The 12,612-nt window shown below is 69.8% G+C and carries 11 protein-coding genes; 3 read left to right on the forward strand and 8 right to left on the reverse strand.

Annotation, left to right across the window (positions count from 1 at the left end; genetic code table 11):
* Window positions 1-35: 35 nt before the first annotated feature.
* The 3 genes from treS to ABVN73_RS07270 form a co-directional block, all read right to left on the reverse strand.
* Window positions 36-3,359 carry a maltose alpha-D-glucosyltransferase gene (gene treS, locus ABVN73_RS07260; RefSeq protein ID WP_353857423.1) on the reverse strand — a complete coding sequence of 1,108 codons (3,324 nt, stop codon included), beginning with the start codon at window positions 3,357-3,359 and terminating at the stop codon, window positions 36-38.
* Between the two features lie 179 nt (window positions 3,360-3,538).
* On the reverse strand, window positions 3,539-3,973 hold the full coding sequence (locus ABVN73_RS07265; RefSeq protein WP_353857424.1) for a hemerythrin family protein: 435 nt from the start codon (window positions 3,971-3,973) through the stop codon (window positions 3,539-3,541).
* A gap of 155 nt (window positions 3,974-4,128) precedes the next feature.
* A complete protein-coding gene (locus ABVN73_RS07270; RefSeq protein ID WP_353857425.1) occupies window positions 4,129-4,653 on the reverse strand; it encodes a GNAT family N-acetyltransferase in 525 nt (174 codons plus the stop codon).
* 93 nt (window positions 4,654-4,746) lie between these two features.
* Between ABVN73_RS07270 and cysQ the strand changes: the two genes are divergently transcribed.
* Both cysQ and ABVN73_RS07280 read left to right on the forward strand, forming a co-directional pair.
* Window positions 4,747-5,520: a 3'(2'),5'-bisphosphate nucleotidase CysQ gene (gene cysQ / locus ABVN73_RS07275; protein WP_353857426.1), complete on the forward strand. Its 774-nt coding sequence runs from the start codon at window positions 4,747-4,749 to the stop codon at window positions 5,518-5,520.
* The gene (locus ABVN73_RS07280) at window positions 5,514-6,311 is read left to right on the forward strand and encodes a ferritin-like domain-containing protein (protein ID WP_353857427.1); all 798 of its coding nucleotides are present in this window, start codon (window positions 5,514-5,516) and stop codon (window positions 6,309-6,311) included. Before cysQ ends, ABVN73_RS07280 begins: the two co-directional genes overlap by 7 nt.
* Before the next feature lie 49 nt (window positions 6,312-6,360).
* Here ABVN73_RS07280 and ABVN73_RS07285 read toward each other — a convergent pair whose 3' ends face one another.
* From ABVN73_RS07285 to ABVN73_RS07305, 5 genes are all read right to left on the reverse strand, one after another.
* Window positions 6,361-6,750 (reverse strand): DUF6285 domain-containing protein, encoded by a 390-nt coding sequence (locus ABVN73_RS07285; protein ID WP_353857428.1) that lies wholly within the window; start codon window positions 6,748-6,750, stop codon window positions 6,361-6,363.
* Window positions 6,750-7,850: a phosphotransferase family protein gene (locus ABVN73_RS07290; protein WP_353857429.1), complete on the reverse strand. Its 1,101-nt coding sequence runs from the start codon at window positions 7,848-7,850 to the stop codon at window positions 6,750-6,752. Before ABVN73_RS07290 ends, ABVN73_RS07285 begins: the two co-directional genes overlap by 1 nt.
* Window positions 7,851-7,854: 4 nt before the next feature.
* Window positions 7,855-9,051 carry an acyl-CoA dehydrogenase family protein gene (locus ABVN73_RS07295; protein ID WP_353857430.1) on the reverse strand — a complete coding sequence of 399 codons (1,197 nt, stop codon included), beginning with the start codon at window positions 9,049-9,051 and terminating at the stop codon, window positions 7,855-7,857.
* A 33-nt stretch (window positions 9,052-9,084) separates the two neighbouring features.
* Window positions 9,085-9,846, reverse strand: a complete 762-nt coding sequence (locus ABVN73_RS07300) for a glucose 1-dehydrogenase (protein ID WP_353857431.1) — start codon at window positions 9,844-9,846, stop codon at window positions 9,085-9,087.
* Window positions 9,847-9,980: 134 nt separating this feature from the next.
* The gene (locus ABVN73_RS07305) at window positions 9,981-11,615 is read right to left on the reverse strand and encodes an acyl-CoA synthetase (protein WP_353857432.1); all 1,635 of its coding nucleotides are present in this window, start codon (window positions 11,613-11,615) and stop codon (window positions 9,981-9,983) included.
* Window positions 11,616-11,854: 239 nt separating this feature from the next.
* On the opposite strand from ABVN73_RS07305, the gene ABVN73_RS07310 reads away from it, so the two are divergent.
* Entirely contained in the window at window positions 11,855-12,565 is a 711-nt protein-coding gene (locus tag ABVN73_RS07310; RefSeq protein WP_353857433.1) for a Crp/Fnr family transcriptional regulator, read from the forward strand.
* Window positions 12,566-12,612 lie beyond the last annotated feature (47 nt).

The following is a 12,612-nucleotide window of genomic DNA, read 5'->3' on the forward strand; positions in this document are numbered from 1 at the left end:
CCGCGGCGTCCTATGCCCCGTTTCGGGTTTTCGCCTCAGGACTCGCCGTCCAGAAGCCCCAGCACGCCCTTCACCGGAATGCCGATCCAGTTCGGCCGGTTGGCGGCCTCGTAGGCGATCTCGTACAGCGCCTTCTCCATCAGGAACAGCGCCAGCAGGCGGCGATCCGTTGCGGTTCCGTCCGGCACGTCCGGGCAGGCCCCCATGGCGGCTCGGTAGGCCTCCAGGAAGCTCTGCATGCTGCGCCGCTCCCAATCGAGCGCCGCCTCCATCACAGCACCGGCCTCCTCCAGCACGCCCGTCTCGTCGATCCGGAACAGCGCCGCCCAGGTGGCGTAGTTGAAGGAGCGCAGCATCCCCGCCACGTCGCGCAGCGGGCTGTGCTTGGCCCGGCGCTCCTCCAGCGACTTCGCGGGCTCGCCCTCGAAATCGATGATGTACCAGTCGTTCTGGGCGCGCAGCACCTGCCCCAGATGATAGTCGCCATGGATGCGGGTCTTGTCGCCCTGCGGCGGGGTGTCGGCCAGCTCGGCCAGACGATTCATCACGTCGGCGCGGCGGGCCAGCAGCGATTCCGCCTGCTCGCGCACGGCGGGGGCCAGACGGTCGAGGGCGCCGGGCAGCGCGGCGAAGGCGGCCTCGGCCTGGCGGCGGGCGGCCTCGCCCCAGCCCTTCAGGTCGTCGGCGGTGACCGGCTCCGGATCGAAGGCCGGATCGCCGGTCCGCTTCGCCAGCGCGCAATGGAGTTCCGCCGTGCGCTGGCCGAGCGTCGCCATCATGGCGGCGTGCATGCCGAAAGGTTCGCCCTCGGTCGGTTCCTCCGGATCGTGGGCGAGGCCGAGACGGATGTCGTCCAACTCGCGCACCAGCGAGTCGACGGTGCTGCTCCAGCCGTCGCCCTGGTTGCGGACGAATCCCTGGAGCACGAACAGCGCGGTCGGCGTGCCGTCCTCCGCCACATGCTCGACGGAGCCGAGCAGCGGCGGCGTGTTCTGGAAGCCCGCCACCTCGGTCAGGAAGCGGCCGACCTCAAGCTCCGGATGGGCGCCGGGGGTCAGGCGGCGGAACGCCTTCAGCACGGCCTGGCTGCCGACCAGGATGGAGCTGTTGCTCTGCTCCACGCCCAGGCGGCGGATCTCGGTGTCGTCGTCCACCGTCAGGTCGGCCATGCAGGCCGTGGGCGAGAAGCGCAGATGCCCGTGCGATGCCGGGATCTCCCGCCCCTCGCGCAGGGCGGCCAGCAGGCTGCGGGTGAAGGCGTCGGCCTGCATCGCGTCGTAGATGGCGCCGGTGCGCGGACCGCGCCGGGCCTTGGCCAGCGTGAAGGGCAGCAGCGGCCAGCCGGTGTTGCCGGCGTTCTCCTCCCAGCTCATGGCGAGCGGCAGGAAGTAGGACTGCGTGCCGCCGCCGGAAAGCTCGACGTCGGTGTGGAGCAGCATGAAACCGTCGCCCGGCCCGTTCAGCCGCGCGGACACCGGAACATGCGCGCGCTCGATCCGGCGATCCTTGGCGGCGAACCAGCGCTGCTGCGGCAGGTAGGCCTGCAGGATGTCGCGCGCGAGCTCGGCCTCGGCGCGCCCGCTGATCAGGCTCTTCCAGCCGTCGCGCACCACGACCGTCAGCAGGTCGGGCACCGGTTCCGGCATCGTCTCGTGCCAGGACGGAAGCGCCGCCTCGGCGGCCAGCGCGAACCAGTAGAAGCCGTAGGCCGGGATGGTCAGCAGGTAGGGCAGGTCGCCGACCGGCGGGAAGACCGTCCGGCCCAGCATCTCCACCGGCACGCGGCCGCGGAACTGCTTGAGGTCCAGCTCCACCGCCTGGGCGGAGCGGGACAGGTTCGCCACGCAGAGGATGACCTCGTCGCCCTCCTCCGTCGAATGGCAGCGCAGATAGGCCAGGACCTTGCGGTTGCCCGGATAGAGGAGCTGGAAGCTGCCGCGCCCGAAAGCCTTGTGCTGCTGGCGCACGGCGATCAGCCGCTTCATCCAGTTCAGAAGCGAGGACGGGCTGCGCTGCTGCGCCTCGACGTTGATGGCCTGGAAGCCGTAGATCGGGTCCTGGATCGCCGGCAGGTACAGCCGCGCCGGGTCGGCGCGGGAGAAGCCGCCGTTGCGGTCGGGCGACCACTGCATCGGCGTGCGCACGCCGTCGCGGTCGCCGAGATAGATGTTGTCGCCCATGCCGATCTCGTCGCCGTAATAGAGCACCGGCGTGCCCGGCATGGACAGCAGCAGGCTCTTCAGCAGCTCGATCTTGCGGCGGTCGTTCTGCAGCAGCGGGGCGAGGCGCCGCCGGATGCCCAGGTTGATCCGCATCCGCCGGTCGGCGGCGTAGAAGTCCCAGAGATAGTCCCGCTCGCGGTCGGTCACCATCTCCAGCGTCAGCTCGTCATGGTTGCGCAGGAAGATGGCCCACTGGCACTCGTCCGGGATGTCCGGGGTCTGGCGCATGATGTCGGCGATGGGGTGCCGGTCCTCCATGGCGACGGCCATGTAGATGCGCGGCATCAGCGGGAAGTGGAAGGCCATGTGGCATTCGTCCCCGCCCTTCTCCAGGTCGCCGAAATAGGGCAGCACGTCCTCCGGCCACTGGTTCGCCTCGGCCAGCAGCATGCGGTCGCCGTAGCCCTTGTCGATCTCCGTGCGGATCGCCTTCAGGACGTCGTGGGTTTCCGGCAGGTTCTCGTTGTTGGTGCCCTCGCGCTCCTTCAGGTAGGGCACGGCGTCGAGCCGCAGCCCGTCCACCCCCATGTCCAGCCAGAAGCGCATGACGTTCAGCACCTCCTGGAGGACCTTCGGGTTATCGAAGTTCAGGTCGGGCTGGTGCGAGTAGAAACGGTGCCAGAAATAGGCCTGCGCCTCGGAATCCCATGTCCAGTTGGACTTTTCCGTGTCGCAGAAGATGATGCGGGTGCCCTGGTACTTCTGGTCGGTGTCGGACCAGACATAGAAATTCCGGTGGTTCGATCCCGGCTTGGCCAGACGGGCGCGCTGGAACCACGGGTGCTGGTCGGAGGTGTGGTTGATGACCAGTTCCGTGATGACGCGCAGGCCGCGGTCGTGGCACTCGCGCAGGAACCGCTTGAAGTCCTGGAGATTGCCGTAGGACGGGTTGACCGCCTTGTAGTCGGCGATGTCGTAGCCGTCGTCGCGCAGCGGCGAGGGGTAGAAGGGCAGCAGCCACAGCGTGGTGACGCCAAGCTCCTGGATGTAGTCGAGCTTCTGCGTCAGGCCGGCGATGTCGCCGATGCCGTCGTTGTCGGCGTCGAAGAACGCCTTAACGTGAAGCTGATAGATGACCGCGTCCTTGTACCAGAGCGTGTCGTTCCGATCGATCCGGCCATTGTCCGAGTTCTTCATCCGCCGCCGTCGCTCCGCTGGTCTGGTGGAGCGGGGCCGCCGCACGGGCGGGGAATCCCGCGCCCATCCGGCAGCCGCGCCACATCATAAACCAGTTAGAGTTGGGTCCGTTCCACGGCAAAGGCAACGTTGGACGTGAAACCTGCGATGGCGGACCACCATCGGAGGCGGTGCCGGGCTCAGGCGGAGGTCCGCTTCCGCTTGGCGCCTTGGGTCAGGCTCCGGTAGACGCCCTGATCCTCTTCGATGAAATGGGCGATCAGCCGATGCTCGACCCAGTTGGTCAATTCGTTGGGCGTGCAGAAGACCACCCCGTACGGCCCCTCGAACCGCAGCGCCAAAAGTTCCTCGGTGATCTCCCGGTGCAGCCGCTTGTGCTTCTCGACGGCGCTGCTCTTGGCGTCGATCCAGAACTGCTCCTCGTCGGAGAAATGCTCCGCCGTGTACTTGACCAGGGCGGCGAAGGCGTTTTGGATGATCTTGTAGCCCTGCCCCGCCGCCACAGCCATGTGCAGCAGCCCGGCCAGTTCCAGAAGGGTCCGGTGCTGTTCGTCGATGGATTCGTTTCCGACCGTGTATTCGGACTTCCACGGGAATCGGGCGGATGGCTGCATAGGGGGCCTGCCGACGAACGGCTGTGCTGAAGGTGTGGGGACGCCGCAAGATATCATTCCGAACCGTCCGCCGGGGTCGGACAACTTGCCGCAAATCGAATCCCCGCCCAGCGCGATAAATGCAATTTTTGGCAAATTATCTCAAACAAGCCGGGTCAGCCTTCCACCGGTTTCGTCATGTAGGTCATCCCGCCGCCGTAGGAAGCGAGCTTCGCCGCCAGCCCAGCCCCGCCGTCATGGGGCAGGAATCCCTGCGCGTCCCAGAAGGCCCGCGCGCCGGGGGTGGAGGTCAGGGCCAGCCAGCGCACCCCCTGCCGCGCCGCCAGCGCGTTCATGCGCTCCAACGCCGCCGCTCCCAGCCCCAGTCCCCGGGCCGCCGGCAGCAGGGCGACGTCGTGCAGGTAGAGGCAATCCGGCGAATCCGGCAGCGTGCCGAGCGGCGAATCGAGCGGCGGCGGAACGCCCAGCCGGCCCGGATGCAGGACGATGTAGCCGATGCAGGTTACGTCCCCCTCCGCCCCGGTCTGTTCCGCCATGGCGCAGCCGTCCGGGTAGAGGGCCAGCCGCTCGGCGAAGACGGCGCGGTCCTCCGGGTAATCGGGGTGCACGACCTCGGCGATGGCCATCACGCGATCCAGGTCCGCCTGTTCCATGGGGCGCCAGCCCGCCTTCATCCGCATTCTCCCATCCTCCCTGCCCTTTCCAGCCTTCCAGCCCACCATCCGGGCGCGCTATGGTGGCCGTTCGCCCACCAGCCGACCGGAGGACCACCCATGACCGACACCGCCGCGGCGAGCCTGCTGCCCAAGGTGCGGACCATCGCCCACGAAGCGGGTCAGGTGATCCTGCGCTTCTACAACGACGGCATCGACGCCGCCACAAAGGTCGACGGCAGCCCGGTCACCCAGGCCGATCTGGCCGCCGAGCACGTCATCACCCCGGCCCTGCACCACATCGCCCCCGGCATCCCGGTGGTGGCGGAGGAGGCCGTGGCCGCCGGGAACAGGCCGGACATTTCCGGCGGGCGTTTCTGGTTGGTCGATCCGCTCGACGGCACCAAGGAGTTCATCAACCGCAACGGCGAATTCACCGTCAACATCGCCCTGATCGACGGCGGACGACCGGTCCTGGGCGTTGTCTACGCGCCCGCCACCGGTGACCTTTACGCCGCCTGCGGGGCCGGTACCGCCGTCCATTGGGTGGAAGGCCGCCACGACTACCCGATCCAGGTGCGCAAGCCGCCCCCCGACGGCCTGACCGTGGTCGCCAGCCGCTCCCACGGCAGCGGCGGCGAGTTGGAAGGCTTCCTCGCCGGCTACACGGTGAAGGACCGCGTGACCTGCGGCAGCTCGCTGAAATTCTGCACGGTGGCGTCGGGCAAGGCCGACCTCTACCCCCGCTTCGGCCCGACCAGCGAATGGGACACCGCCGCCGGCCACGCCATCCTCGCCGCCGCCGGCGGGCGGGTGGAGCAGCCCGACGGCTCGCCCTTCCTCTACGGCAAGGCCGACATCCTAAACCCCCATTTCGTTGCGTATGGATGGTGACGACCCTGTGCGAGGCGGCCGTTGCGGTGCTGACCACCGCGGCGCCGCTGGAGAAGGTGCGCCTGACGCGGGACTACGCCGCGGCGTGGCGCGATGGCCGCATCGCCGCGTTCGGCGCGCTGGCCCCGCCGGAGCGCCCCGCCCGTCCGGAGCGCCCGCCGCTGATGCTGCCCCGCGACATGCCCAAGCGCGGGCGCGGCGGCAGCGCGCAGAACCGTCTCGCCCTGCTGCACGCCCTGGCCCACATCGAGCTGAACGCCATCGACCTCGCCTGGGACATCGTGAGCCGCTTCGTCGGGGAGGGGATGCCCAAGGGCTTCACCGACGACTGGGTGCAGGTCGCCGACGACGAGGCCCGGCATTTCCAGATGCTGGAGGAGCGGCTGAACCAGCTCGGTTCCGGCTATGGCGAGCTGCCGGCCCATGACGGGCTGTGGCAGGCGGCGACGACCACCGCCCACGACCTTGCCGCCCGGCTGGCCGTGGTGCCGATGGTGCTGGAGGCGCGCGGGCTCGACGTGACCCCGGAGACCGTCCGCCGCCTGCGCGAGTTCGGCGACGCGGAGAGCGCCGCCCTGCTCCAGATCATCCACGACGAGGAGATCACCCACGTCGCCGCCGGACGCCGCTGGTTCGGCCATCTCTGCGCCAAGCGCGGCGTGGACCCGGTGGAGACGTGGCAGGATCTGGTGAAGCGGTATTTCCGCGGCGGCCTGAAGAAGCCCTTCAACGTGCCCAGCCGCCAAGCCGCCGACTTCGGCCCGGAATTCTACGAGCCGATCGCGGAGTGACGCCCATGTCCTCGCTTCCCTCTCCCGCCCCGGGAGAGGGAAGCCCGATTCAGCCCCCCAACAGCTTCGGGTTGGCGATGCCCAGCCGGGCCTGGACGATCTCCTCCAGACATTCCATCAGCACATCCTGGCCGTCGTGATCGAAGTCGCCCGCGGCGATCTCGATGCACAGCCGGTGCTGCAGGGCCTCCACCCGCTGGCGCAGGTCGGCGCCGGACAGGCTGTCGTCGGCGTCCTCGCCGTAGAGCAGGGCGAGCGCCGCCAGCATGGCGTGGCCGGCCTCGTCCGCTCCGGCCAGCTCGCGCTGCACGATGCCGAGCGCGTTGGCGATCATCAGCGCCGTGTAGCGCTGGGCCGGCGGGATGTGGGGAAGCAGGTCCGTCCGGAAGGTTTCCGCGGTGATGCCCAGCAGCTCCTGGGCGTTCGGGCTGGTGCGCATCAGGCCACCCTCTCTTCGTCGGCATCGCCGGCGGGTGCGGCACCCACCGCCGCCGGGGCGGACGCCGTCAGTCCCAGCCCGTGGATGTGCCGCAGCAAATCCAACTCGATTTCCGGCAGCATCCGCCCGGTCAGCGCCAGCTCCAACGATCGCTCCTCCCCCGAGGTGTGGCGGCGCCCCTGGAGGACCGCGATGGCCGCCCAGCGCATGTAGGCGGCGGTTTCCCAATAGGCGACCGCCCGCGGGTCCACCCGGCGGCCCGACGTCTCCTCATAGCCGGCATAGAAGTCCTCACGACCGGCCAGTCCGCCCGCCTCGCGGTCGTGGCGCCCGAACCGCCAGGAGCGGGCGCAGAACCAGCCGAGATCCTCCATGGGATCGCTGAACCCCGCGAACTCCCAATCCAGGATGGCGGTCAGGCCGCCGTCCTTCACCAGATAGTTCCCGGTGCGGTAGTCGCGGTGGCACAGCACCAGTTCGCCCGGCGGCGGCGCGTGGATTTCCAGCCAGCGCAGGCCCCAGGCCAGCACGGCGTCCCGCAGCGCCAGATCGCCCAGCCAGTCGCGGTAGGCGTGGACGCAGTCGAGCCCAGGCGACGCGGCCGGCACCGGCAGGTCCTCCAGCCCCGGCGTGTCCGGCCCGGCCTTGTGCAGGCGGCCGAGTTGGCGGCCAAGCTCGCGGGCGAGTCCGCGCTGCGGCTGGTCGGCCTTCACCACCTTGTGCCCGGCGCCGATGCCCTCGGCGCGGCGCATGATGTAGAAGTCGGCGCCGAGGACCGCCGGGTCGCCGCAGGCGGCGATGGGTTCGGGCGCGGCCACCCCGGCGCCGAAGGCGGCGCGCAGCACGGCGAACTCCTGCGCCTTGGAGATGCTGGCCTTCATGCCGGACGTGGCGCCGCCGCCCGGCTGGGCGCGCAGCACGCAGGCGTGCCGACCGGCCTGCGGCCCGCCGTCGATGTCCAGAGTCACCGCGAGGTTGAGCGAGATGGCTCCCCCGCCCAGGGTGCCTTCGTCGGCCACCGACACGCGCGTCGCGCCGGTCGCCCCGGCCAGCCACGATTCCAGCCGCGGCCGGCTTTCCCCGTCGATCAGTGCGCCCATCCCGTCACCCCCAGGCCCAGAAGCCGTCACCCTCGTCCATGTAGAATCGCGCCAGGACCATCTTGTGGACCTCCGACGCCCCGTCCACCAGCCGGGCCTGCCGGGCGTAGCGGTACATCCACTCCAGCGCCGTGTCCTTCGAATAGCCCCTGGCCCCGCAGAGCTGGATGGCCGTGTCCACCGCCTTGTGCAGCGTGTCGGCGACATGGACCTTGGCCATCGACACCTCCTTGCGGGCGAAGTCGCCGCGGTCGAGCTGCCACGCCGCCTTCATGATCAGCAGGCGCCCGATCTCGATCTGCATGGCGACGTCGCCCATCATCCACTGCACGCCCTCGTGCCCGGCCAGCGTGGTGCCGAAGCTCTCGCGCTCGCGCACATAGCCGGCGGCGATCTCCATGGCCCGCTTCGACAGGCCGGTCCAGCGCATGCAATGGGTCAGCCGCGCCGGGCCGAGGCGGATCTGGGTGGCCTTCAGCCCGTCGCCGACGGTCATCAAGACGTTCTCGTCGGAGACTTCCAGCCCGTCGAAGCGCAGCTCGCAATGGCCGCCATGCTCCTCCGGCCCCATGATCGGGATGCGGCGGACGATCTCCCAGCCCGGCTGGTCCTTGTCGAACAGGAAGGCGGTCAGCCCCTTGCGCTTGTCGTCGGAGGTGCGGGCGATCAGGATGAAATGCTGCGCCTCGCCCGCGCCGGTGATGAACCATTTGTGGCCGGAGATCACCCAGCGGTCGCCCTTCCGTTCCGCACGGGTCTTCATCATCGAAGGGTCGGAGCCACCGCCGGGATGCGGCTCGGTCATCGCGAAGGCGGAGCGGACCCTGCCGTCGAGGATGGGCTGGAGCCAGCGCTCCTTCTGCGCCTCGGTCGCCACCTTGTTGAGAAGCTGCATGTTGCCGTCGTCGGGGGCGGCGCAGTTGAAGCAGACCGGTCCGAAGATGGAGCGGTTCATCTCCTCGTAGGCGGCGGCCATGCCGACGATGCCCAGCCCCTGCCCGCCGCGATCCTTCGGCATCTGCGGCGCCCACAGACCGGCGGCCTTCACCTCCCCACGCAGGCGCTCCAGCAGAGCGGGCGCGATGTTCTCGTGCTCGTCGTAGGAGGCCGGGTCGGCTTCCAGCGGCAGGATGCGCTCCTCCACGAAGGCGCGCACGCGGCGGCGGAACTCCTCGATCGGCGGCGGCAGGCTGAGATCCATCGGTTCGGGTCCTCTCCGTCGTTTTCTTTTTGATTACAAGGTGCTGACCAGATGCCCGCCGTCCACCGGCACGACCGCCCCGGTCATGTAGGCCGAGGCGTCGGAGCAGAGCAGCAGCAGCGGCCCGTCGAGGTCCGTCAGCCGCCCCAGCCGCCGCTGCGGCACCCGCCGGATCAGGGACTGCCCGGCGTCGGTCGCCAGGAAGTCGCGGTTCAGGTCGGTCTCCATGTAGCCGGGGGCCAGCGCGTTGACGCGGATGCCGTGGCGTGCCCATTCCAGGGCCAGCGCCTGGGTGAGCTGCGCCAGGGCGGCCTTCGACGCGGCGTAGGCCGCGACATGGCCGGCCACCCGCAGCCCGAGGATGGAGGCGATGTTGACGATCGAACCGCCCCGTCCCTGCTCCCTCATCACGCGCGCCGCCGCCTGCGCGGTGAGGAAGGCGCCCTTCAGGTTGGTGTCGATCACCCGGTCCCACTCCTCTTCGGTGTGGTCGAGCGCCGCCTTGGAGACCGTGGTGCCGGCGTTGTTGACGAGGATGTCGAGTCCGCCGAGCGCGCTCGCGGCCATCTGGACGCCATCGCGGACGGAGGCGGCGTCGGTGACGTCCAGCGGCACGGCGATGGCCTGCCCGCCCGCCGCCCCGATCTCCGCGACGGCGGCGTCCAGGCTCTCGCGCCGCCGCGCCGCCAGCGCGACGCGCGCGCCCGCCGCCGCGAGCACGCCCGCGAAGTGGCGGCCCAGCCCGGAGGAGGCCCCGGTGACCAGGGCGGTGCGGTTGGTGAGGGTGAGGATCATGGGGGTCCTGGGTTTGTGACGGTGGGGTTCATGCGTCGGGCCCCCTCCCTAGCCCTCCCCCGCTGCCCAGGGGAGGGAACGTCTCCTCCCCCTGCGAAAGCGGGGGGAGGTCGGGAGGGGCGCAAATGCCCCTCTCACAACCCCCTCGCCTGCTCGCGCAGCACGAACTTCTGGATCTTCCCGGTCGAGGTCTTCGGCAGGGCCCCGAACACCACCGTGCGGGGCGCCTTGAAATGGGCAAGATGGTCGCGGCACCAGCCGATCACCTCGGCCTCCGTCACCCGCCCTTCCGATCCCGGCTTCAGCGTGACGAAGGCGCAGGGAGTCTCGCCCCATGTCGGGTCGGGACGGGCGACGACGGCGGCCTCCATGACGTGGGGGTGCTTGTAGAGAACCTCCTCGACCTCCAGCGAGGCAATGTTCTCGCCGCCGGAGATGATGATGTCCTTGGCGCGGTCCTTGATCTCGACGTAGCGATCGGGGTGCAGCACGGCGAGATCGCCGGTGTGCAGCCAGCCGTCGCGCAGCGCCTCGTCGGTCGCCGCCGGGTTCTTCAGATAGCCCTTCATCACCGTGTTGCCGCGCAGCGCCAGCTCGCCCAGCGTCTCGCCGTCGGCGGGCACGGCGCGGCCGGTGTCGGGGTCGAGCACGGTCTGCTCGGACATGGTGACGTTCGGCACGCCCTGGCGCGCCATCTTCACCGCCCGTTCCTCAAGCGGCAGATCCGCCCAGCTGTCCTGCCACGCGCAGCCGGTGGAGGGGCCGTAGCATTCCGTCATGCCGTAGAGGTGGGTCAGGCGGAAGCCCATCCGTTCCATTCCCGCGATCACCGCGCTGGGCGGCGCCGCGCCGCCGGTCGCCACCTGCACCGGGCCGTGGTCGAAGCCGCGCTTCACCGCGTCCGGCGCGTGGATCAGCATGGTCAGCACGACCGGCGCGCCGCAGAGATGGGTGACCTTCTCCTCGGCGCTCAGCCGGAAGATCGCCGCCGGGTCGACGGCGCGCAGGCAGACATGGGTCGCCCCCACCGCCGTCACCGCCCAGGGATAGGTCCAGCCGTTGCAGTGGAACATGGGCAGCGTCCACAGATAGACGCTGTCGGGCCGCAGCCCGAAGGTGATGACGTTGCCGAGCGCGTTCAGATGGGCGCCGCGGTGATGGTAGAGAACGCCCTTGGGGTTGCCGGTGGTGCCGGAGGTGTAGTTGAGCGCGATGGACTCCCACTCATCCTCCGGCGTGCGCCAGGGCGCCTCGGGATCGCCGGTCTTGAGGAAATCCTCATACTCCAGATCGCCCAAGGGGTCGGCGTCCTGCGCCGCCGGGTCGTCGATCCACACCACCCGTGGCGGCGCCGCCATGCGCTCCAGCGCGGCGCGGGCCACCGTGGACAGGCCGCGGTCCACCAGGAACAGGCGGCTTTCGGCGTGCTCCAGGATGAAGGCGACGGCGGGCGGGTCGAGCCGCGTGTTGATGGCGTTCAGCACCGCCCCGGCGCCGGGGATGCCGAAATGCGCCTCCAGCATCGCCGGGGTGTTGAAGGCCAGGACGGACACCACCTCGCCCGGCCGGACGCCGGCCCCGGTCACCGCGGAAGCCAGCGCGCGGGCGCGGCGCTCGACCTCCGCCCAGCTCCGCCGCAGGGGGCCGTAGACCACGGCGGTCTTGTCCGGATAGACCATCGCGGAGCGGCGCAGGAAGTCCAGCGGCGTCAGCGGCACATGGTTGGCCGTGCGCCTGGATAGGTCTGCGGACGGAGTGGTGGCGTCCACGCTCGTCTCCTTCCCTGTTCTGCGGTCCCCGCTCTCGGGCCGGCGCCTCATACCGGACGCCTTGCTGATGATGGTAGTCACGAACCATTGGGCAGGACAAGATTCACCTTCGGTCGGTCCCTTTCCCTATGCCCGCAAGAACGTGGCAGGGCCGGGCGTGCGCGTTACCGCCTCTGGCGCCGCGGTCGCGGGCCGTCCGCCCGCTACACTGTCCGGCATCGAGCCGTATGGGGGCGACCATGACGACGGTGCGGATCGCGTTCGACAAGGAACTGGTGCTGTCCGGGCATTTCCTGCTGAAGCATCTGGATAAGCCGGAGTTGCAACGCCTCGCCGCCAGCGCCCGGCTGGCCTATTTCCGGCCCGGCGCGGTCATCTTCCAGAAGGGCGACCCCGGCGACAGCATGATGGCGGTCATCCGCGGGCGGGTGAAGATCTGCTCCCACTCCACCGACGGCAAGGAGCTGGTGCTGAACATCATCAACAAGGGCGGCCTGTTCGGAGAGATCGCCCTGCTCGACGGGGAGCCGCGGACCGCCGACGCCGTGGCGCTGGAGGAGACCGACCTTCTGGTGCTCGACCGCTCGAAGTTCGTGCCGCTGCTCAACGAGCGTCCGGCGGTGGCGCTCCAGCTCATCACGGTGCTGTGCAAGCGCCTGCGCCAGACCAGCGAGCATCTGGAGGACACGCTGTTCCTGGAGGCGTCGTCGCGCTTCGCCCGCGCGCTGATGCGGCTGGCCGACGTGTTCGGCAAGCCGGTGCCGGGCGGGCTGAAGCTGGACATCAAGCTGTCGCAGCAACAGCTGGGCTGTCTGGTCGGTGTGTCACGGGAGAGCATCAACAAGCTGCTGGGCGAATGGCAGCGCAACGGCGTGATCGCCGTGGAGTCCGGGCGGATCACCCTGCTCGACCGCGACGCGCTGGAGGAGATCGCCGAGGCGAATGGGTGAGGTGTCGCGTCGGGCCCCCACCCCGGCCCTCCCCCGCTGGGCGGGAG

It is taken from the genome of Azospirillum formosense (genome assembly GCF_040500525.1).
GTDB lineage: Bacteria > Pseudomonadota > Alphaproteobacteria > Azospirillales > Azospirillaceae > Azospirillum > Azospirillum formosense_A.